General features: G+C 63.5%; 25 protein-coding genes. 9 read left to right on the top strand and 16 right to left on the bottom strand.

Annotated elements, in window-relative coordinates; genetic code table 11:
* Together acnA and ACOZKU_RS20900 are read right to left on the bottom strand one after the other, a co-directional pair.
* On the bottom strand, nt 1-1,991 hold a 1,991-nt coding region (acnA, locus tag ACOZKU_RS20905; RefSeq protein ID WP_421580505.1), incomplete at its 3' end, for an aconitate hydratase AcnA.
* A gap of 111 nt (nt 1,992-2,102) precedes the next feature.
* Complete coding sequence (locus ACOZKU_RS20900) at nt 2,103-2,261, bottom strand: hypothetical protein (protein WP_421580504.1); 159 nt, start codon at nt 2,259-2,261, stop codon at nt 2,103-2,105.
* Between ACOZKU_RS20900 and ccmA the strand changes: the two genes are divergently transcribed.
* The 5 genes from ccmA (at nt 2,260) to ACOZKU_RS20875 (ending at nt 5,363) form a co-directional block, all read left to right on the top strand.
* Nucleotides 2,260-2,901 (top strand): heme ABC exporter ATP-binding protein CcmA, encoded by a 642-nt coding sequence (ccmA, locus tag ACOZKU_RS20895; RefSeq protein ID WP_421580503.1) that lies wholly within the window; start codon nt 2,260-2,262, stop codon nt 2,899-2,901. The genes ACOZKU_RS20900 and ccmA overlap by 2 nt on opposite strands.
* A gap of 205 nt (nt 2,902-3,106) precedes the next feature.
* Nucleotides 3,107-3,766, top strand: coding sequence for a heme exporter protein CcmB (gene ccmB / locus ACOZKU_RS20890; RefSeq protein WP_421580502.1), 660 nt, complete (start codon nt 3,107-3,109; stop codon nt 3,764-3,766).
* A 60-nt stretch (nt 3,767-3,826) separates the two neighbouring features.
* Nucleotides 3,827-4,588, top strand: a complete 762-nt coding sequence (locus ACOZKU_RS20885; protein ID WP_421580501.1) for a heme ABC transporter permease — start codon at nt 3,827-3,829, stop codon at nt 4,586-4,588.
* Complete coding sequence (ccmD, locus tag ACOZKU_RS20880) at nt 4,585-4,752, top strand: heme exporter protein CcmD (protein ID WP_314089756.1); 168 nt, start codon at nt 4,585-4,587, stop codon at nt 4,750-4,752. The genes ACOZKU_RS20885 and ccmD overlap by 4 nt, the downstream gene beginning before the upstream one ends.
* The gene (locus ACOZKU_RS20875; RefSeq protein ID WP_421580500.1) at nt 4,749-5,363 is read left to right on the top strand and encodes a DsbE family thiol:disulfide interchange protein; all 615 of its coding nucleotides are present in this window, start codon (nt 4,749-4,751) and stop codon (nt 5,361-5,363) included. Before ccmD ends, ACOZKU_RS20875 begins: the two co-directional genes overlap by 4 nt.
* A 9-nt stretch (nt 5,364-5,372) precedes the next feature.
* Here ACOZKU_RS20875 and ACOZKU_RS20870 read toward each other — a convergent pair whose 3' ends face one another.
* The 6 genes from ACOZKU_RS20870 to ACOZKU_RS20845 form a co-directional block, all read right to left on the bottom strand.
* Nucleotides 5,373-5,885, bottom strand: coding sequence for a SixA phosphatase family protein (locus ACOZKU_RS20870; protein ID WP_421580499.1), 513 nt, complete (start codon nt 5,883-5,885; stop codon nt 5,373-5,375).
* A 71-nt stretch (nt 5,886-5,956) separates the two neighbouring features.
* Nucleotides 5,957-6,460 (bottom strand): invasion associated locus B family protein, encoded by a 504-nt coding sequence (locus ACOZKU_RS20865; RefSeq protein WP_314089762.1) that lies wholly within the window; start codon nt 6,458-6,460, stop codon nt 5,957-5,959.
* 322 nt (nt 6,461-6,782) lie between these two features.
* Nucleotides 6,783-7,172, bottom strand: a complete 390-nt coding sequence (locus tag ACOZKU_RS20860; RefSeq protein WP_314089764.1) for a YkvA family protein — start codon at nt 7,170-7,172, stop codon at nt 6,783-6,785.
* 70 nt (nt 7,173-7,242) lie between these two features.
* Nucleotides 7,243-7,551, bottom strand: coding sequence for a 4a-hydroxytetrahydrobiopterin dehydratase (locus ACOZKU_RS20855; RefSeq protein WP_421580498.1), 309 nt, complete (start codon nt 7,549-7,551; stop codon nt 7,243-7,245).
* A gap of 77 nt (nt 7,552-7,628) precedes the next feature.
* Nucleotides 7,629-8,354: a beta-ketoacyl-ACP reductase gene (locus tag ACOZKU_RS20850; protein ID WP_421580497.1), complete on the bottom strand. Its 726-nt coding sequence runs from the start codon at nt 8,352-8,354 to the stop codon at nt 7,629-7,631.
* 131 nt (nt 8,355-8,485) lie between these two features.
* Nucleotides 8,486-9,667, bottom strand: coding sequence for an acetyl-CoA C-acetyltransferase (locus tag ACOZKU_RS20845; RefSeq protein WP_421580496.1), 1,182 nt, complete (start codon nt 9,665-9,667; stop codon nt 8,486-8,488).
* Nucleotides 9,668-9,956: 289 nt separating this feature from the next.
* Between ACOZKU_RS20845 and phaR the strand changes: the two genes are divergently transcribed.
* A complete protein-coding gene (gene phaR / locus ACOZKU_RS20840; protein WP_314089772.1) occupies nt 9,957-10,535 on the top strand; it encodes a polyhydroxyalkanoate synthesis repressor PhaR in 579 nt (192 codons plus the stop codon).
* A gap of 51 nt (nt 10,536-10,586) precedes the next feature.
* Here the strand turns inward: phaR and ACOZKU_RS20835 are convergent, their stop codons facing one another.
* The 4 genes from ACOZKU_RS20835 to mtgA form a co-directional block, all read right to left on the bottom strand.
* On the bottom strand, nt 10,587-10,994 hold the full coding sequence (locus ACOZKU_RS20835) for a hypothetical protein (protein WP_421580495.1): 408 nt from the start codon (nt 10,992-10,994) through the stop codon (nt 10,587-10,589).
* A gap of 156 nt (nt 10,995-11,150) precedes the next feature.
* Nucleotides 11,151-11,336: a 50S ribosomal protein L32 gene (gene rpmF, locus ACOZKU_RS20830; protein WP_024271259.1), complete on the bottom strand. Its 186-nt coding sequence runs from the start codon at nt 11,334-11,336 to the stop codon at nt 11,151-11,153.
* Between the two features lie 146 nt (nt 11,337-11,482).
* Nucleotides 11,483-12,130: a glutathione S-transferase family protein gene (locus tag ACOZKU_RS20825; RefSeq protein WP_421580494.1), complete on the bottom strand. Its 648-nt coding sequence runs from the start codon at nt 12,128-12,130 to the stop codon at nt 11,483-11,485.
* 68 nt (nt 12,131-12,198) lie between these two features.
* Nucleotides 12,199-12,954, bottom strand: coding sequence for a monofunctional biosynthetic peptidoglycan transglycosylase (mtgA, locus tag ACOZKU_RS20820; RefSeq protein WP_421580493.1), 756 nt, complete (start codon nt 12,952-12,954; stop codon nt 12,199-12,201).
* A 136-nt stretch (nt 12,955-13,090) separates the two neighbouring features.
* Here mtgA and ACOZKU_RS20815 point away from each other — a divergent pair, with 136 nt between their 5' ends.
* From ACOZKU_RS20815 to ACOZKU_RS20805, 3 genes are all read left to right on the top strand, one after another.
* Entirely contained in the window at nt 13,091-14,008 is a 918-nt protein-coding gene (locus tag ACOZKU_RS20815; RefSeq protein ID WP_421580492.1) for a polyprenyl synthetase family protein, read from the top strand.
* A gap of 4 nt (nt 14,009-14,012) precedes the next feature.
* Entirely contained in the window at nt 14,013-15,068 is a 1,056-nt protein-coding gene (gene hisC / locus ACOZKU_RS20810; RefSeq protein ID WP_421580491.1) for a histidinol-phosphate transaminase, read from the top strand.
* Nucleotides 15,069-15,324: 256 nt separating this feature from the next.
* Nucleotides 15,325-15,969: a LysE family translocator gene (locus ACOZKU_RS20805; protein WP_421580490.1), complete on the top strand. Its 645-nt coding sequence runs from the start codon at nt 15,325-15,327 to the stop codon at nt 15,967-15,969.
* Nucleotides 15,970-16,125: 156 nt separating this feature from the next.
* On the opposite strand, the gene ispG is transcribed toward ACOZKU_RS20805, so the two are convergent.
* The 4 genes from ispG to ACOZKU_RS20785 all read right to left on the bottom strand — a co-directional run bounded on the left by ispG (nt 16,126) and on the right by ACOZKU_RS20785 (nt 20,138).
* Entirely contained in the window at nt 16,126-17,379 is a 1,254-nt protein-coding gene (gene ispG / locus ACOZKU_RS20800) for a flavodoxin-dependent (E)-4-hydroxy-3-methylbut-2-enyl-diphosphate synthase (protein WP_314089787.1), read from the bottom strand.
* 134 nt (nt 17,380-17,513) lie between these two features.
* Complete coding sequence (locus ACOZKU_RS20795; protein ID WP_421580489.1) at nt 17,514-18,704, bottom strand: MFS transporter; 1,191 nt, start codon at nt 18,702-18,704, stop codon at nt 17,514-17,516.
* Between the two features lie 26 nt (nt 18,705-18,730).
* Nucleotides 18,731-19,501 (bottom strand): DeoR/GlpR family DNA-binding transcription regulator, encoded by a 771-nt coding sequence (locus tag ACOZKU_RS20790; protein WP_421580488.1) that lies wholly within the window; start codon nt 19,499-19,501, stop codon nt 18,731-18,733.
* 85 nt (nt 19,502-19,586) lie between these two features.
* Nucleotides 19,587-20,138: a GNAT family N-acetyltransferase gene (locus ACOZKU_RS20785; protein WP_421580487.1), complete on the bottom strand. Its 552-nt coding sequence runs from the start codon at nt 20,136-20,138 to the stop codon at nt 19,587-19,589.
* Between the last annotated feature and the right edge of the window lie 87 nt (nt 20,139-20,225).

Raw genomic sequence — 20,225 nt, 5'->3', positions numbered from 1 at the left:
CCCTCGATGTTCTTGAGGCCCGAACCGGTCTTGCCCATGCCGACGAAGTAGGGCGGGTTCTGCACATAGGTCGACTGGTCGTCCCAGGCATAGGTCTGGCCCGCCGGCACCTGCACGGCCTGCCAGTTCTCGTCGCCCTTGAACACGTCGGCATATTTTGCCGCATAGAGCGCGCGGGTGACGTATTTCAGGATGAATTCCTGGATTTCCTGCGAGGTCGGCCAGATGTCCTTGAGGTAGACGGGCTTGCCGTCCTGGTCCTCGCCGATCGGCTCCTTGGTGAGGTCCTTCTGCACCGTGCCGGCCAGCGCATAGGCGACGACGAGCGGCGGCGAGGCAAGATAGTTCGCCTGTACGTCCGGCGAGATGCGGCCTTCGAAGTTGCGGTTGCCGGACAGGACGCCGGCGGCAATCAGGCCCTTGTCGTTGATCGTCTTGGAGATCGGCGCCGGCAGCGGGCCGGAATTGCCGATGCAGGTCGTGCAGCCGAAGCCGACGAGGTTGAAGCCGAGCTTGTCGAGATCTTCCTGCAGGCCGGACTTGGCGAGATATTCGCCGACGACCTGCGATCCCGGTGCCAACGACGTCTTGACCCACGGCTTCGTCTTCAGGCCCTTGGCGACCGCATTGCGGGCGAGCAGGCCGGCGGCGATGAGCACCGACGGGTTGGACGTGTTGGTGCAGGACGTGATGGCGGCAATGGCGACGTCGCCATGGCCGAGATCGTAGTCGGTGCATTCGACCGGGTAGCGGTTGGCAAGCTGGCCGGGCTTCTTGTAGTCGGCGTCCATCGAGGTCGCGAAGCCGGATGCGATGTTTTCCAGCGGGATGCGGCCTTCCGGACGCTTGGGACCTGCCATGGCGGGCACGACGTCGCCGAGGTCGAGTTCCAGCGTGTCGGTGAAGACGAGGTCGGAACCGTCGCCGTCACGCCACATGCCCTGCGCCTTCGAATAGGCTTCGACCAGCGCGATGCGCTGTTCTTCGCGGCCGGACATGGTGAGGTAGTTGACGGTTTCGCCATCGACCGGGAAGAAGCCGCAGGTCGCGCCGTATTCCGGGCCCATATTGCCGATCGTCGCACGGTCGGCGAGCGTCATGTTGTCGAGGCCGGGGCCGAAGAATTCGACGAACTTGGAGACCACGCCCTTCTTGCGCAGCATCTGCACGACCATCAGCACGAGGTCGGTCGCAGTCACGCCTTCCTTGAGCTTGCCGGTCAGCTTGAAGCCGATGACTTCCGGCAGCAGCATGGAGACCGGCTGGCCGAGCATGGCCGCTTCAGCTTCGATGCCGCCCACGCCCCAGCCGAGAACGCCGAGGCCGTTGATCATGGTCGTGTGGCTGTCCGTGCCGACACAGGTATCCGGGTAGGCGATGATCTCGCCGTCTTCTTCCTTGGTCCAGACCGTCTGGCCCAGATATTCCAGATTGACCTGATGACAGATGCCGGTGCCGGGCGGCACGACGCGGAAGTTCTTGAACGCCTGCTGGCCCCACTTGAGGAAGCGGTAGCGCTCGCCGTTGCGCTGGTATTCCAGTTCGACGTTGCGGGCAAAGGCGGTCGGCGTGCCGAATTCGTCGACGATGACGGAGTGGTCGATGACGAGGTCGACGGGAACGAGCGGGTTGATCTTCTCCGGGTCGCCGCCGAGCGAGACCATCGCGTCACGCATGGCCGCAAGGTCGACGACGGCGGGAACGCCGGTGAAGTCCTGCATCAGCACACGCGCCGGGCGATAGGCGATCTCGTTTTCGACCGTGCCCTTGTTGGAAAGCCAGTCGACGACGGTCAGGATTTGCTCCTTGGTGACCGAGCGGCCGTCCTCGAAGCGCAGCAGGTTCTCCAGAAGCACCTTCATCGAATAAGGCAGCTTCGAGACGCCCGCGAGGCCGTTCGCCTCAGCCTTCGGCAGGCTGTAATACACATAGTCGGTGCCGTTGACCGTAAGGGTCGAACGACAATTGAAACTGTCTAGGGATTTGGACACTTTATACCCCGTCTCGTCTGGCGCCAGAAAGCTGACGTACGAACGCCCTTGCGCTGTTTAAGCGCGTTATGGGATGCGGGTACGGTCATTTCCGCTGTCCGTACGCGGAATTCATTCCGTGTTCGGCGCTTGGATGAAATTCACGCCGACCGCTGGCGTGTTGCGGGCGTTATAGATAATTTCTAAGAAACGTTCCAGAGCACCAATAGGCAAATCGGGACAATTTTTTTGCGTTGCGACCAAGGTCGTAAAGGGAAAGTGAACAGTCATGCGGCTCGTCGCCGAAGGGTTGAGCGCCAGGCGCGGCGAAGACCTGATTTTCCAGGACATTTCCTTTGAAATCGCCAGCGGCGAGGCGTTGGTCGTCAAGGGCGCCAACGGCTCCGGCAAGTCCACCCTGCTGCGCGTTCTGGCCGGCCTCCTGCCTGCCGAAAAGGGCTCCGCGAAACTCCTTGCTGCAGCGCAACCGGTGGAGCGTCTGAGCGAGGCTGCGCATTATCTCGGTCATCGTAATGCGATGAAGCGCGAACTGACCGTCGAGGAGAATCTGTCCTTCTGGAAAGCCTTTTTCGGCGATTTCGCCGGCGGTACCGGCGTCTCCGTCGACGAAGCCGCCGAATCGGTCGGCCTGGGCGGCATCGTGCACCTGCCCTTCGGCTATCTCTCCGCCGGCCAGCAGCGCCGCATGGCGATGGCCAAGCTCCTCGTCGCCTGGCGCCCGGTCTGGATCCTCGACGAACCGACAGCAGCCCTCGATGCCGCCGCGGAAGAAATGTTTGCCGGCCTCGTCACCGCCCATCTTCAGCGCGGCGGCATCGCGATCGCCGCGACGCATCAGCCACTGGGGTTGGAGGGGGTGAAGGAGTTGCGGATGACGGGATTTGCCGGGGTGACGGAGGATATGTGGTGACGACGGCGGTTATGGCTACCCCCCTCTGCCCTGCCGGGCATCTCCCCCTCAAGGGGGGAGATTGGCTAGGACCCTCGTTTTCGCTTCAATCGCGACATTTCGGATGGGCGAAACCTCTCCGCGATTCGATCTCCCCCCTTAAGGGGGAGATGCCCGGCAGGGCAGAGGGGGGTGAGCCACAACCGCATTGCCCGGAGACCGGCGCATGATCGCCCTTCTCGCCCGCGACCTCAAACTCTCGGTCCGTGCCGGCGGCGGCGCCTTGATCGGCGTGCTGTTCTTCATGACCGTCGTCGCCGTCATTCCCTTTGGCGTCGGCCCTGACCTCAACCTTCTCGCGCGCATCGGTCCCGCAATCCTGTGGATCGGCGCGCTGCTCGCCTCGCTGCTCGGCCTCGACCGGCTGTTCCAGGCAGAGCGCGAGGATGGTTCACTCGATCTCATCCTGATGCAGGAAACGCCGCTGGTGCTGACGGTCTTCGTCAAATGCGTCGCGCACTGGATCGCGACCGGCCTGCCGCTCGTCATCGCCTCGCCGCTGCTCGGCCTGTTCATGAACATGGACGAGGTGGCGATCGGCGCGACGACGCTGACGCTTCTGGCCGGCACGCCGGCCATCACCTTCATCGGGGCGGCCGGCGCCGGCATTGCCGTGGCGCTGCCGCGCGGCGGGCTGCTTGTCTCCATCCTCGTTCTGCCGCTCGCCATTCCTGTGCTGATCTTCGGCGTCAGCGCGGTCTATGCGGCCATCCAGGAACCGGCGCCCTTTCTCCCGCCCTTCCTCATCCTTGTGGCGCTCAACCTGTTCTTCGCCGTCATCGGCCCGGTCGCGGCGGCTGCGGCACTTCGCCTTTCCAGCGACTGACACAAATGTGATTGCTGCAGATCAATTGAAGCCGAGGGGATTGCGCGTTAAAGAACCATCATGAGCGAACCGAGCCTTGCCATCCGCAAATTCAGCGATCTCGCCAACCCGACGCGGTTTCTGGCGCTGGTCGCCACCGTCTGGCCATGGCTTGCCGGGCTGACGCTCTGTCTGTTCGCGGTCGGGCTCTATCTGTCCTTCACCACCACGGGCGATTACCAGCAGGGCGAGACGGTTCGCATCATGTATGTGCATGTGCCGGCCGCCTGGCTCTCGATGATGTGCTACACGGTCATGGCGCTCTCGGCGCTTGGCACGCTCGTCTGGCGCCATCCGCTGGCCGATGTCTCGGCCAAGGCGGCCGCGCCCATCGGCGCCGCGTTCACGCTCCTTGCCCTCGTCACCGGTTCGCTCTGGGGTAAGCCGATGTGGGGCACCTGGTGGGTGTGGGATGCGCGCCTCACCTCGGTCTTCGTGCTGTTTCTAATGTATCTCGGCCTTATCGCGCTCAACCGCGCCATGGATGACCCGACGCGCGCCGCCAAGGTCAGCGCCGTGCTCATCCTCGTCGGCTTCGTCAACATTCCGATCATCAAGTTTTCCGTTGAATGGTGGAACACGCTGCACCAGCCGGCAAGCGTCGTGCGCATGGGCGGCCCGACCATCGATCCGGAATTCCTGTGGCCGCTTCTGGTGATGGCGATCGCCTTCTCCCTGCTGTTCTTCACGCTGCATATCCTGGCGATGCGCAACGAAATCCTGCGCCGCCGGATCGCCGTTCTGCGCCGCCATGCCGCCCGCGCGGCCGGAGACGCCGCATGAGCCACGCCTTCTACGTAACGGCCTCCTACATCGCCGCCTTTGCCGTCACCTTCGGCCTCATCGGCTGGGTCTTCATCGACCATCGCGGCCGCCATCACGAGCTGGAGCGTCTGGAAGCCGCCGGCATCCGCCGCCGCTCGGCGCGCGCAGAGGAAACCCGATGAGCGAAACGCAAGGCAATGCCGGAGGCGCCGGTAAGCGCACGCGTCTCATCCTCGCCGCGCTGCCGCTTGCGATCTTCCTCGGTCTGGCGCTGATCTTCTGGACGCAGCTCAATTCCGGCCGCGACATTTCGGAAATCCCCTCGGCGCTGATCGGCACCAAGGCGCCCTTCCGCGAGCTCGATCCGCTCTCCGGCGCCACACGGGACGGCGTGCCCGTGCCGGCGCTGACCAAGGAGACCGGCAAGGGCAAGCTGACGCTCGTCAACTTCTGGGCCTCCTGGTGCGTGCCCTGCCGGCAGGAGCATCCTGTGATCCTCGAACTTTCGAAGGATCCGCGCCTCACCGTCGTCGGCGTGAACTACAAGGACGGCGCGGAAAATGCGCTGCGCTTCCTGGGCGAGCTCGGCAACCCCTTCTCCGCCATCGGCCTCGATCCCGTGGGAAAAATGGCGATCGACTGGGGTGTCTACGGCATCCCGGAAAGCTACCTCGTCGGTCCCGACGGGACGATCCTCTACAAGCGCGTCGGGCCCTTCGACGACAAGAGCCTCAAGAACGGCCTCTATCCGGCGATCGAAAAGGCGCTGGGCACGCCCGCGAAGAAGGGCTGACCTCGCCGGTTACGGCAGGGTCTTCGGCGTCATGAAGGCGGTGAGCCACCCGGCACCAGGCGCGACATCGGCCCATCGCTCGCTATCGAAACGGATCACCGCGAGCCCTGCGGTCGGATATTTCGACCGCAGCCGGACGACGGTATCCGCATCGCCTTCCGGCGCCAGCAGCATCGCCAGATCCTCCAAACCCGGATTGTGCCCGATGACAAGCAACGTCCCGCTCCCCTGCGGCGCCGCGTGGATGGCCGCAAGGATCGCGGCCGGTTCGGCCTCATAGATCGAGGCGACGGTCTGCGACGGGCAGGCCCTGCCAAACGCCGGCGTGACCAGCGCCCAGGTCTCGTGCGTGCGCCGCGCGGACGAGACCAGCGCGACATCCGGCTCGAGGCCTACCCCGGCCATATAGGCGCCCATGCGCGGCGCATCGCGGCGGCCACGCTCGGCGAGCGGCCGGTCGTGATCCTCCACGCCGTCGGGCCAGGCGGATTTTGCATGTCGGAGCAGAAGAAGGGTTTTCATCGAGAAGTTCGGCCTTCAAACGCAAAAGGCCGGCATCGCGCCGGCCTTTATTCTTGGGAATTTCGAACGCCTCAGCGGCATTTTTCGATCTGCTTCAGCGCGGCCGAGATGCCCGACAGCGAGTAGGAATAGGCCGTACCGGTGCCGCGGCGCGACTTCGCCTGCACCTGCATGTCCTTGCCGGTCTTCATGGCGTTGACGAGCGCCGGCTCTTCGGCGGCGTTTTCCACCCAGGCCGAGTTGCCCTTGGTGAACATCACGAAGGTGCGGCCGTCGATGACGACGTTGACCTTGGAGTTCTCCTGCAGCGGATAGCCCATCATCGCCTGCGGCTCGTAGCTGATGTTCTGGCCGGGGCGCTGCGAGACGAGGAAGAAGACATCGCCGTGATCGACGCCGGGGGGCGTCTTGTCCTTCGGCACGGACAGAACGTAGCAGACCTTGCCGCCATTCGCCTGATACGAATAGGCACCCCAGGCGTTGAACTGCTGAATGCGCGTCGGCGTCTGGGCCGAGGCAACGCCTGCGGTCGCGATGACGAGGGCGAGGGCGGTTGCGAGCTTTCTTACGAACATGTTTTCCTGCCGGTTGTCTTGCCAGTGATTGCCGGCCGAAGGCAGAAGCCTGCCATGCCGGTGTCGGCCATGCATGATGACGATTTGGTTCATTTTGACTTAATTCAGGTTACCAAACCGTCAACATGCGTTCATTAAACGAGGGTCTTGCGTACCGCACCGGGACAAATTTGCGTTGAAAACCACCGCCACCCTTGCCGGAAAGGCCGAGTGTCCGCAGTCCCCATGCGGTGAGATAGATCCTGTCGAAATTCACTAATGGCAGAACGATTAGGGCAAGAATTTGACCCGCGCAGTTGCGGGTCAAACAGTCACAACCGGATTAGCCCGCAGGCTGCATCTCCGGCTCGTCCTCGAGCGCCTTGTCGGCGGAGATGTAGTGGTCTTCACGGATATGGCCGCGAATGGCGGCAAAGGCAGCCGTCAGCACCGCGATGTCGTCGGAAAAGCCGACAAGCACGAAGAAATCCGGGATACCGTCAAGCGGCAGAACGAAATAGGCAAGTGCTGCCAGGAGGATACCGCGAACCTTGGCGGGCGTGCGCGAATCGAGCGCACAATAGTAGGCAGCAACGAGATCGCGAGAGAACGGCACCTGGCGCATCGCACGTTTCAAAACCGGCCAGAACCGCTTCTTGATGCGGGTTTCCTGACGCTCCTGCTCGTCCTTGTCGCCGGGCAACAGGATCTCGCCGATCTTCACATCATCCATTCAAGGCCTCCCTCGGGTGGCAGCCGGCAAAGCCCGGCGCGAAAACATATGGGGATGTCTTGACGCCGCTTCAACTCTTCGTGCGGAGCGCCGCCGCCTTCTCCATGGCGGTCGCCATTTTGAAATCCAGTTCAGTCAGGCCGCCCGCATCATGGTTCGTCAGGCGGACGTCCACGCGGTTGTAGACGTTGAACCATTCCGGGTGGTGATTGAATTTTTCCGCCGCCAGCGCCGCCTCGGTCATGAAGCCGAAGGCCTCGCGAAACGACTGGAACTTGAATGTCTTCTTGATGGCTATACGATCGTCCGACCGCGTCCAGCCTTCTAGCCCATCCAGCGCTTCGGAAATGGCGGCTTCGTCCAGTTTTTCCTGTTTCATGGCGCCCTCGCTCTTCCGTATCCTACCCTATGAAAACGGCGCCCGAAGGCGCCGTTTTCCTTTGCCCGGAAATACGGTCAAACGAAGAACTGGCCGCCATTTGCCGAAATCGTCGAGCCGGTGATGAAGCCGGCATCGTCGGAAGCGAGGAAGACCACGACCCGCGCGATTTCTTCGGGCTCGCCGAGACGGCCGACTGGGATCTGCGGGATGATCCGCTCGTTCAGCACCTTTTCCGGGATGGCGCGCACCATTTCCGTGCCGATATAGCCGGGGCAGATGGCGTTGACCGTGATGCCCTTGGCGGCGCCCTCCTGGGCGAGCGCCTTGGTGAAGCCGAGGTCGCCGGCCTTGGCGGCGGAATAGTTCGCCTGGCCCATCTGGCCCTTCTGGCCGTTGATCGAGGAAATGTTGATGACGCGGCCGAAGCTGCGGTCGCGCATGCCCGTCCAGACCGGATGGGTCATGTTGAACAGACCCGTCAGGTTGGTGTTGATGACGGCGCCCCACTGGTCGGGCGTCATCTTGTGGAACATCGCATCCTTGGTGATGCCGGCATTGTTGACGAGGATCTCGACGGGGCCGAGATCGGCCTCAACTTTGGCAATGCCCTCGACGCAGGATTCGTAGCTTGCGACGTCCCACTTGTAGACGGGAATGCCGGTCTCCGCCTTGAAGGCGTTGGCGGCATCGTCATTGCCGGCATAACTTGCAGCCACCTTGTATCCCGCCGCCTTCAGCGCCATGGAAATGGCGGCACCGATGCCGCGCGATCCCCCAGTTACCAATGCTACCCTGCTCATGTGGCTCACTCCCCTAGTCTGTTTTTTGAGTCGACCTGACGCCCCGCCGGCGGCAGGTCATGGCAAAGCAGAATGTCAGTCGATGATCAGAGCGTTTCCGCAAAACCGCTACGCGCTTTTGCGGATATTGCTCAGAGGCTCTCGACGCACATCGCCACGCCCATGCCGCCGCCGATGCAGAGCGTGGCGAGGCCCTTGCGGGCGCCGCGACGCTTCATCTCGAAGAGGAGCGTGTTGAGGATGCGGGCACCGGATGCACCGATCGGATGACCGATGGCGATGGCGCCGCCATTGACGTTGACGATATCGGGATTCCAGCCGAGATCCTTGTTGACCGCGCAGGCCTGAGCCGCGAAGGCCTCATTGGCTTCCACGAGGTCGAGATCGCCGATCTTCCAGCCGGCGCGCTCGAGCGCCTTGCGCGAGGCCGGGATCGGGCCGGTGCCCATGACCTTGGGATCGACGCCGACCGTCGCCCAGGAGACGATGCGGGCGAGCGGCTGGATACCGCGGCGCGAGGCCTCGGCCTCGCTCATCAGCAGCGCTGCGGCGGCACCGTCGTTGAGACCGGACGCATTGCCGGCCGTCACGGTGCCTTCCTTGTCGAAGGCGGGGCGAAGTTTGGCCATCTGGTCGAGCGTCGCGCCATGGCGGATATATTCGTCGGCATCGACGGTCACGTCGCCCTTGCGGCCCTTGACGATGAAGGGAACGATTTCATCCCTGAAACGGCCGTCCTTCTGCGCGGCCTCGGCCTTGTTCTGCGAGGAGACGGCAAAGGCGTCCTGCTCGTCGCGCGACAGCTGCCACTGCTTGGCGACGTTTTCCGCCGTCGTGCCCATGTGGTAGCCATAGAAGGCGTCGGTCAGACCGTCCTTGATCATCGTGTCGACCATTTTGAAGTCGCCCATCTTCACGCCGCCGCGCAGATGCGCGCAGTGCGGGGCAAGCGACATGGATTCCATGCCGCCCGCCACGATGATGCTGGCATCGCCGGTGGCGATCTGCTGCATGCCGAGAGCGACGGCACGAAGACCCGAGCCGCAAAGCTGGTTCATACCCCAGGCCGTCGCTTCCTGCGGCAGGCCGGCCTTCATGGCGGCCTGGCGGGCCGGGTTCTGCCCTTCGCCTGCCTGAAGCACCTGGCCGAGAATCACCTCGTTCACCTCGCCCGCCGCAACACCCGTGCGCTCCAGAACCGCCGAAATGACCGTCGCCCCGAGTTCGTGGGCGGGCGTGTTGGCGAAGGCTCCGTTGAAGGACCCGACCGCGGTGCGGGCGGCGCTGGCGATGACGATGGACGGGGTGCTCATGGTGTGCTTCCTCAATTCTGCGACCGGGTGGTCGGTCTTGGAACCGGCCCGGCGCACGAACGGCGCGAGCCGGCGGTTCTCCCGAAATCAAAACTGGCAAAGCGAAGGGGGAGAGTCAAACGGGATATCCGGCCTCGCTAAAATTTCATGTCCGCGACATGCAGCATGAAATTCCATGTTGCGCAGCATTCCTCGCCGCATCGCACAATTCGATTGTCAGCCGCCGTCTTTTTGCGGATACTCTCGCCGACCAAAAAAGAAATGGAAATACGGGGATGAGGAGACCCTAATGGCCAGGAACGACGGTCAGATCGTCATCAAGAAATATGCGAACCGGCGCCTCTACAACACCGGCACGAGCACCTATGTGACGCTCGACGATCTCGCGGTCATGGTGAAGAAGGGCGAGGACTTCACCGTGCAGGATGCCAAATCCGGCGAGGACATCACCCATTCGGTGCTCACCCAGATCATTTTCGAGCAGGAATCCAAGACCGGCAACACGCTTCTGCCGATCTCGTTCCTGCGTCAGCTGATCTCCTATTACGGCGACCAGATGCAGATGGTCGTGCCGAGCTACCTCGAGCACTCCATGCAGGCCTTCACCGAGCAGCAATCGGCGATGCGCGAGCAGATCAGCAAGACCTTGGGCGATACGCCGCTCGGCAAGAACCTGCAGGTGCCGATGGCCCTCATCGAGGAAACGACCCGGCGCAACACGGAACTCTTCCAGCAGGCGATGAAGATGTTCACGCCTTTCGCCGCAGCCGCGCCGCCGAAGGAGACGCGCAAGGCCGAGCCGAAGGATCTCGACGAGCTGAAGGAACAGCTGCGCGCGCTCCAGACCAAGCTCGACAATCTGAGCTGAGAACAGGCCGAGCTGACAGAAACGGCTGGCGCGGGCTCGCCCCGCGCCGCCTCAGAGCCCGATGGAGACGTCGCGGCCCGCCGTGCGGATCGACACCGCAAAGCCTGCGATGACATCGATGAACGTGATCGTCATCAGGATGAAGAAGATTTGCGTCGCCGCCCCCTGCACCAGCAGGAATTCGACGAGAAACACCACGAACAGCACCATCGACAGCATGTGATCGAGCAGCGCGCGCGCGCCCGGCCGCGTGGCCTTCAGGATCTCCACGAAGAGCAGCACGAGGGCGATGAAGATCAGGAGATCGCCTAACGCCATGGTCCAGGTCGTGCCCGAGAGCATGTTGACCGCCAGAACCTCACTGTCGAGAACGGCAACGCCGCCATCGCCGAACAGGCCCGTCATGGCGAGGTTGTAGAGGGCGAAGGGGATGATCAGCAGCGGTATGGCCAAAAGCATCGGCAAAAACTCCGGGTAAGCGCCGGGCTGGCGGCTTTCAGACGGTCTTAGCCCAAGATTCGGCACAAGAAAATGTCGACGCGCCGGAAACGACAGGGCCAAAAGAAAAGGCCCGGGAAAATCCCAGGCCTTGATCTCAGCGGATGCCGAAAGCGCTTATGCGCTTTCCTTCGGCGTCAGAACCTGGCGACCGCGGTACATGCCGGTCTTCAGGTCGATGTGGTGCGGGCGGCGCAGTTCGCCCGAGTTCTTGTCTTCGACGTAGGTCGAACCCTTCAGAGCGTCTGCGGAACGGCGCATACCGCGCTTGGACGGGCTCGTTTTTCTTTTCGGTACAGCCATTTCACTACTCCACTTATCGGGCAAACACATCCTGACGCCACCGAATGGCTGACAAGGATATGTCGTTATTTCGGAAATTTGGCCGGCTTATACACAGCAAAAGCCCGCTTGACCAGTCCTCGTGCCGTTTTTTTCGACTCTGGGCGTCAGACCTCGTCTTCCGGGACGATCCAGGGCTCGGCTTCCGCCGCCGCCTGCCACTTTCGCCAGGCCGGATGCGCCTTCATGCGCGCCATATAGGCGAGTACCGTCTCGTCCTGCGTCAGGCAATAGGCGTCAAAGCGGCTGACCACGGGCGCATACATCGCATCGGCCGCCGAAAACGCGCCGAACAGGAACGGGCCGCCGGAGCGGGCAAGGGCATCCTTCCAGATCGTCTCGATCCGCGCGACATCGTCCGTCACGCCATCCGGCATATCGATGGCGCCCGGCTTGCGGCGGATGTTCATCGGGCAGGCGTTGCGGATGGCGCGGAAGCCCGAAAGCATCTCCATCGAGATCGATCGCGCCTCGGCGCGGGCCGCCGCATCCTGAGGCCAAAGACCCTTTTCGGGAAAAAGCTCGGCGATATATTCGATGATGGCGAGCGATTCCCACACCCGGACCGCACCATGGTGCAGCACCGGCACCTTGCCGGTCGGCGAGAGGTTGCGAAACAGCGGGTTTCCGGCGGCGAAATCGAAGGGGATCACCTTGTCCGTGAAGGGCACGCCCGCCGCTTCCAGCGCGATCCATGGCCGGAAGGACCAAGAGGAATAGTTTTTGTTGCCGATATAGAGGACGAGGTCTGGCATTTGAAGCTCCTTGCAAGCCTCGGACCCTAGGGCTTCAACACGGACGGCACCAATGAAAAGGCCTGAACTCAGTCATAAAGGCATTTGATATAATCGCCCGAGCCGCTCGCCCGCCGCTCGATGAGCCGCGCCAGCCGCTGCAGCCCGCGCCCCGGCTTGCCGGCATTGCGCTCGATCGGATTGGGCAACGAGACGGCGAGAAGGGCGGCCTGGCGGCGCGAAAGCTTGGCGGCGGGCACCTTGAAATGATGCTGGGCAGCCGCCTCAATGCCGTAGATGCCCGGCCCCCATTCGGCGATGTTGAGATAGATCTCCATCAGCCGGCGCTTGCTCCAGACGAAATCCGCCGCAACCGCCAGCGGCAGTTCCATCGCCTTGCGCAGGAAGGAGCGGCCGTTCCACAGGAACAGGTTCTTGGCCGTCTGCATGGGAATGGTGCTGGCGCCGCGCGTCTGCTCACCGGCCAGCGCCTCGTTGACGACGGCGCGCATCTGGCCCCAGTCGACGCCGGCATGGCGGCAATACTGCCCGTCCTCGGACATCATCACCGACTGCACGAGATTGGGCGAGATATCCTCGAACTCCACCCATTGCCGATCATAGCCGCGCAAAAGCACGAGATCGCGCAGCATCAGCGTGGAGACGGGACGGATGAAATCGATCGCATAGAGCACGATCAGCACATAGGGCAGCGCCACGAATGCCATGAGAGCAAGAGTGATCCGTCGCCAGTTCCGGCGCAGGCGGGTCATCCAACCCTCCTTCTCACCGGTCTCTGCCTCCGAATGATCCGTCTCTGCCCGTGTTTCCGGTACGATGTCCAAGTGCCGGCGCCCATCCTTGCGTCGCTGCGCCTTCATACCGTCCCGGCTTGCCAAAAACCAGCGCTCCCCCGCGATTCTTTGCCGCCGTCCCGTCCTTCCCGTTGCCTCTGCCGGACGCCCATGCCAAAGAGCGGCCATGAGCGCACGTCAACAGGAATTCCAGGCCCGCCTGAAGGGCAACGCCGAAGCGGTGGAAACGCTGCTGGCCGACCTGCTGTCCGGCGAAAAACAGCCGGACGAGATCGCCCGCCCCGAACGCCTGATGGCCGCCATGCGCCATGGCGTGCTGAACGGCGGCAAGCGCCTGCGGCCCTTCCTCGTCATCGAATCGGCGGCCCTCTTCCCCGATGTCGCGCGCGAAACGGCGCTGCGCATCGGTGCGGCGCTCGAATGCATCCATTGCTATTCGCTGGTGCATGACGACCTGCCGGCGATGGACGACGACGACCTGCGCCGCGGCCAGCCGACCGTGCACATCGCCTTCGATGAGGCGGCCGCGATCCTCGCCGGCGATAGTCTGCTGACACTCGCCTTCGATATCGTCGCAGCCCCGGAAACGCGCCTGCCGGATGCCACCAAGACGGCGCTCATCCTGGCACTCGCGCGCGCCGCCGGCATCGGCGGCATGGCCGGCGGCCAGATGCTCGATCTGGCAGCGGAGAAAACGGCCCCGGATGAGGACGGCATCGTCACGCTCCAAGCGATGAAGACCGGCGCATTGCTGCGCTTCGCCTGCGAGGCCGGCGCGATCATCGCCGGCGCTTCCGTCGACGAACGGCGGGCGTTGCGCCGCTATGGCGAGACCGTGGGCCTCGCGTTCCAGATCGCCGACGACCTGCTCGATCTCACCGCCGATGCCGCAACCATGGGCAAGGCGACGGGCAAGGATGCCGACCGCGGCAAGGCGACGCTCGTGTCGCGCCGCGGTCAGGCCTGGGCGGAAAGCCGTCTGCAAGAGCTTGTAACGGAGGCCGAGGCGCTTCTTGCGCCGTTCAGCCATCGGGCCGGAATCCTGATCGAAACCGCCCACTTCATTGCCAATCGCAGGAACTGACGTCATGAGCAAATTCTGGTCGCCGATCGTCGCCACGCTCAAGCCCTATGTCGCAGGCGAACAGCCGCGCATTCAAAACCTCACCAAGCTCAACACCAACGAAAACCCCTACGGCCCCTCGCCCAAGGCGATCGCCGCCATGCAGGCCGCCGTCGCCGACAGCCTGAAACTCTATCCGGACCCCTCGGCGCTGGCGTTGCGCCAGTCGATCGCCCGTTTCTACGGCGTCGATGCGGACGAAGTCTTCGTCGGGAACGGTTCGGACGAGGTGCTAGCGCACGCCTTCGTCGCCCTTCTCAAGCACGACAAGCCGCTCGCCTATCCCGATATCACCTACAGCTTCTACCCGACCTATTGCCGACTCTTCGGTATCGAGTCTGTCGAAATCCCGCTGAAGGACGATTTCACCATCGATCTTGCGGATTATGAGCGGTCCTGCGGCGCCATCATCCTCCCGAACCCCAATGCGCCGACCGGCATCGGCCTGCCGCTGTCCGCCATCGAAAAGCTGGTCGCCGAGCACCCGGACCAGCCCGTCGTGATCGACGAGGCTTACATCGACTTCGGCGGCGAGAGCGCGATCCCGCTGACGAAGAAATATGACAACCTGCTCGTCGTGCACACGCTGTCGAAATCCCGCTCGCTCGCCGGCCTGCGCGTCGGCTATGCCATCGGCCAGCGCCCGCTGATCGATGCGCTGGAGCGCGTCAAGGACAGCTTCAACTCCTATCCGCTCGACCGCGTCGCGCAGGCGGGTGCCGCTGCTGCCCTGGACGACCGGGAGTGGTTCGACGAGACACGCGGCAAGGTCATCGAGACCCGCGAGCGCGTCACCGGCGCCTTGCGCCAGCGCGGCTTCGAGGTACTGCCCTCGCAGGCCAATTTCGTCTTCGCCCGCCACCCGGCCCATAGCGGCGAGACGCTCGCCAAGAGCCTGCGCGACCGCGCCGTGCTGGTGCGCCACTTCGCCAAGCCCCGCATCTCGGACTTTCTGCGCATCACCATCGGCACCGCCGAGGAATGCGACCGGCTGATCGCGGCGATCGAAGAGATCGTCTGAAGTCGCAGTCGCCTCTGGCACGGCCCCTCATCCGGCCTGCCGGCCACCTTCTCCCCGCAAGCGGGGAGAAGGAGATATGCCCCGCCGGTTTGGCAAAATTCTGCACCTGCGTGGGGCACATTCCCTCTCCCCGCCCGCGGGGAGAGGGTTAGGGTGAGGGCAAGCCCACGCGCCGGCAGGGACATGTGGTGCAATTCTCCGGCTTGGAGCGGAAAAGCCGATCGATTATCGTTCGCTGAAATAGCAGCGGTGAACCATGACCGACCTCACGCCCTATCTGCCGCAACTCGCCGTCGCCTGGACGGCCTATTTCATCGCGACGGCCTCGCCGGGGCCGGCGATCATCGCGATCATCGCCACCTCAATCAGCCAGGGCAGGCGGGCCGGGCTGGCACTGGCTTCCGGCGTGCTGACCGGTTCCTATATCTGGGCGATCCTCACCGCATCGGGCCTGTCCGCCCTCATCCGCACCTATGGCGAAGCGCTGATCGTCCTGAAGATCGTCGGCGGCTGCTACCTGCTGTGGCTCGCCTGGAATGCGTATCGCGCCGCCCGCAGGAGCGAGGAGACCTACCGCGCCCAGATGGCGGCGATGCCGGCCCTTTCACCGCGCCGGCAGTATCTCAAGGGCCTCGGCATCCACATCACCAATCCCAAGGCGATCTTCAACTGGATCATGCTGACATCGCTCGGCATGCCGCCGGGCGCGCCCGGCGGCGTCATGGCGACCTTCATCGCCGGCTGCATGATCTTGGGGGTCTGCGTCTTCCTTGGCTTTGCGCTGGTCTTTTCGCTCGGCCCGGTGCACCGCGCCTATCTCAAGTCGCGCCGCGCCATCGAAGGCGTGATGGCCGCCTTCTTCGCCTTTGCCGGGTTCAAGCTTTTGACGACACGGCTCTGAGCCGCGCCAGGAAAAGTATCACGCGGTTTTCCGTCCGGCGCGGCGGCTAGAGTTTGTCAGGGAAAAGTGGGAACCGGTTTTCCCGAAAAGACAAACGAAAACAAAAGAATCTAGAGTCTGTCAGGTTCAGAATGAACCTGACAGACTCTAGAAAACTTACTCGGCAGCGGCCTGGCCCTGCCCGTAGCGCTTCTCGATATAGTCGTTGACCAGCGTCTCGAATTCGCCGGCGATATTGGTGCCGCGCAGCGTCATCGCCTTCTTGCCGTCGACATAGACGGGGGCGATGGGGAGTTCGCCGGTGCCCGGAAGCGAAATGCCGATATCGGCATGTTTGCTCTCGCCCGGCCCGTTAACGATGCAGCCCATGACGGCAACCTTGAGGCCTTCGACGCCGGGATATTTTTCCCGCCAGACCGGCATGTTCTTACGGATGTCGTCCTGGATCTTCTGCGCCAGCTCCTGGAAGACCGTCGAGGTCGTGCGTCCGCAACCCGGACAGGCGGCGACGACGGGAATGAACTGGCGGAAACCCATGACCTGCAGAAGCTCCTGCGCCACCTGCACCTCGCGGGTGCGGTCGCCGCCGGGCTCCGGCGTCAACGAGATGCGGATCGTATCGCCGATGCCCTGCTGCATGAGAATGCCGAGCGAGGCGGAGGAAGCAACGATGCCCTTGGTGCCCATGCCGGCCTCGGTGAGGCCGAGATGCAGCGCGTGATCGGAGCGCGACGACAGCATCGCATAGACGGCGATGAGGTCCTGCACGGCGGAAACCTTGGCCGAGAGGATGATGCGGCTCCTCGGCAGGCCGATCTCTTCGGCCAGTTCAGCCGAGAGCAGCGCCGACTGGCAGATCGCCTCGCGCATCACCTGCTGGGCCGTGAGCGGAAAACCCTTGTCCTGGTTCTCGTCCATTAGCCGGGTCAAGAGCTCTTGGTCGAGCGAACCCCAGTTGACGCCGATGCGCACCGGCTTGTCGTAACGGATCGCCGTCTCGACGATGGCCGAGAACTGCCGGTCCTTCTTCTCCTTGAAGCCGACATTGCCCGGATTGATGCGGTATTTTGCCAGCGCCTCGGCGCAGGCCGGGTGATCGGCGAGCAGCTTGTGGCCGATATAGTGGAAGTCGCCGACCAGCGGCACGTCGAGACCGAGACGCTCCAGCCGTTCGCGGATCTTCGGCACGGCCGCCGCACTCTCGTCGCGATCGACGGTGATGCGCACGATCTCGGAGCCGGCGCGATGCAGGGCGGCGACCTGCGCCACCGTGCCGTCGATATCGGCGGTATCCGTATTGGTCATCGACTGGACGACGACGGGCGCACCGCCGCCGACAAGCACGCCGCCGACGTCGACACCGACGGAGCGGCGGCGCGGCTTCGGTTCAAAATCGAAGGAAAAGGACATTTTGGAGCCTCTTGCTCGAAAAGCGGCCAGCGCACGCAGGGCGCGGCCTTTGCCCTCAGGTGGATCAGGAAACCTGGCTTGTCAACTGCAAGGGCGAGCACGCGCGACGATTTGATCGCCGCGCGCGGTCCATCTCAATGGTGCTCGCGCACGTCCGCATGAATCGCGTGGCGCGACAGGAGGAGCACGACGATGAAGAGCACCGGAAGCAGCGTGAAGATGATGGCAAAGCCAGTATGCTCGGCGATGAAGCCGATGATCGACGGTGCGAAGAGCGAGCCGGAATAGCCCATGACGGTGGCGACCGACAGCGCCACGCCCTGCGCGAAGCCCGGCAGGTTGCCGGCCGCGGAAAAGGCGATCGGCACCATGTTGGAAATGCCCACGCCGCAGAGCGCGAAACCGATCATCGCCACATAGGCATTCGGTGCCTGCCCGGCGATGACCATGCCGATGATCGCCATGACCGTGCAAAACCGCAGTGTTTTGACCGCGCCAAAACGGTCGCGCACATGGTCGCCGGCAAAGCGCATGACAGCCATGGTGAGCGAGAAGGCACCGAAGGCAAAACCGGAAAGCGCCAGCGACGCGCCGAGTTCGTCACGCATATAGAGCGCACCCCAATCGAGGATCGCGCCTTCCGGCACCATGGAAAACAGTGCCATGATACCGATTAGCCAAGGCAGCAAGGTCATCGGCAGACGCACCTTCTGGCGCTCCTCGCTCGGATGCGGCGCATCGTGCAACACGAAGGGCCAGATGAAAACGAGCGCGATGATGCCGAGCCCCGTCAGCAACAGCGCATGGCCCATCACACCCATCGTCTCGATGAGGAAACCACCGGTGGACGCGCCGATGAAGGCGCCGAGGCTCCAGAAGGCGTGGCAGGACGACATGATCGCCCGGCGCATCGACTTTTCCACCTCGACGGCATTGCCATTCATCGAGACGTCCATCGCGCCCATCAGACCGCCGAAAAAGAAGATCGCGACGGCACCGACCAGAATGGTCGGCGCAATCGAAAGCAGCAGCATGGTCGTGAGGAAGAGGATCGTTGCGCCCTTCACCGTGCGCGTCGTGCCGAAATGCGCAATCAGGATACCGGCGATCGGCATCAGCACCAGCGAGCCGATGCCGAAGCACATGATCATCAGGCCGAGGCCCGATTCGGAGAGATCGAGGCGGCTGGCGAATTCCGGGATTTTTGGCGCCCAGGCACCGGCAAAGGTGCCGTTCAGCAGAAACAGGCCGGAGACGGCAAGCCGCGTCGAGGGGAAATAGGTCTTTGCGAAGGATTTGCCGGAAACGGCAGTGTCGGGCGTCATCTTGGGAGTTCCATTGCTTGGGAGGGCTAGCTGGCCCGGAAGGTTTCGATGCCGGCGCCTGCCAGCGCTGCGGCTTCCGCGTCGTCCGCATCGGCCTCGATGACGGCGCGCGTAACGCGGGAAAGCGGCACGACCGAATAGGGCGCCGCGGTGGAAAGCTTGTCGTTGGTGACGGCGATGAGCACGGACTTGCTGCGCGAGGCGAGGAAGCGCTTGAATTCGGCATCCTCGAAGGAATAGGCGGTGACGCCCGCTTCCGCATCGATGCCGCAGACGCCGAGCACCAGGATATCGGGGCGGAAGGCCTCCGCATCACGCAGCGCCTTCGCGCCCACCGCACCGCCGACGGCCGGATCGATCACGCCGCCGAGCTGGATCGTCCGGATATCGCGTTCGAGCACAGCAGCTGCAATGGCGGGCGCGTTGGTCACCACCGTCATGTCGGCGCCGACGGGCAGCGCGCGGGCGAGAGCGAGATTGGTGCTGCCGGCATCGAGAAACACATTGGAGCCGGCCGGAAGGAGCGCCGCAGCCGATATTGCCAGCGCCGCCTTGCGCTCGCCACCGATCGCGATGCGCTCGGTCATCGAGACCTGCGACTGCGAGATGCGCAAGGCACCGCCATAGACGCGGCGGCAGAGGCCCGCCGAGGCCATCTCGCGCAAATCCCGCCGGATCGTGTCTTCCGACACGCCGAGCTCCTGCGCCAGCTCCGCCGCGATCACCCGCCCCGAAAGATCGAGCCGCGTGCGAATGAGCGCCTGCCGCTCGCCGAGAAGAAGATCCTGAACCGACACCGCATCACCAAACCATGCATGATTGCGCTATAATGCGCACAATCAGGCATGAACGTCAATGAATGCGGGTGATCACATTTGTTACTTACGGTATCGTGCCCGGATACTCCGTCGCCGAAGGCTCGTTTTCCGCGCCGTCTCCCAGTGCGCGCTGCATGAAGACCGTGTCCAGCCAGCGCCCGTGCTTGAAGCCCGTCGCGGTCATGCGACCGGAATGCTCGAAGCCGGCGGCGCTGTGTACAGCAATAGAGGCCGGATGCGCGCCGCCGATGACGGCCACCATCTGGCGGAAGCCGAGATCGGTGCAGCGGCGGATGAGCTCGGCGAGCAGCGCCTTGCCGACGCCCTTGCCGCGCGCTTCCGGCGCCAGATAGACCGAATCCTCGACCAGCCAGCGGTAGGCCGGCCGCGTGCGGAAGGCCGAGGCATAGGCATAACCGAGGATGAGGCCGGTCTGCTCGACGGCGACGATATAGGGATAGCCCTTGCCGGTGATGGCGGTGAAACGTGCCTCCATCTCGTCGAGCGAGGGCGGATCGATCTCGTAGCTCGCGACCCCGTTCAACACGGATTCGCGGTAGATCTCGGTAAAGGCGGCGATGTCGCCGAGGCCGGCGGTGCGGATGATGAAGCTCATGGAAGCCAACATTTGTTGAACAATTCCGCCGCGTTGTGCGTCCGCCTCTGCCGGAAAGCAAGACGAAAAAGGGGATGGGGTTAATCC

The sequence above is a fragment of the Shinella sp. M31 genome (assembly GCF_049199205.1).
Taxonomy (GTDB): Bacteria; Pseudomonadota; Alphaproteobacteria; order Rhizobiales; family Rhizobiaceae; genus Shinella.
Note: the sequence above shows the minus strand (reverse complement) of the source record. Positions and strands in the feature narration are given on the sequence as shown.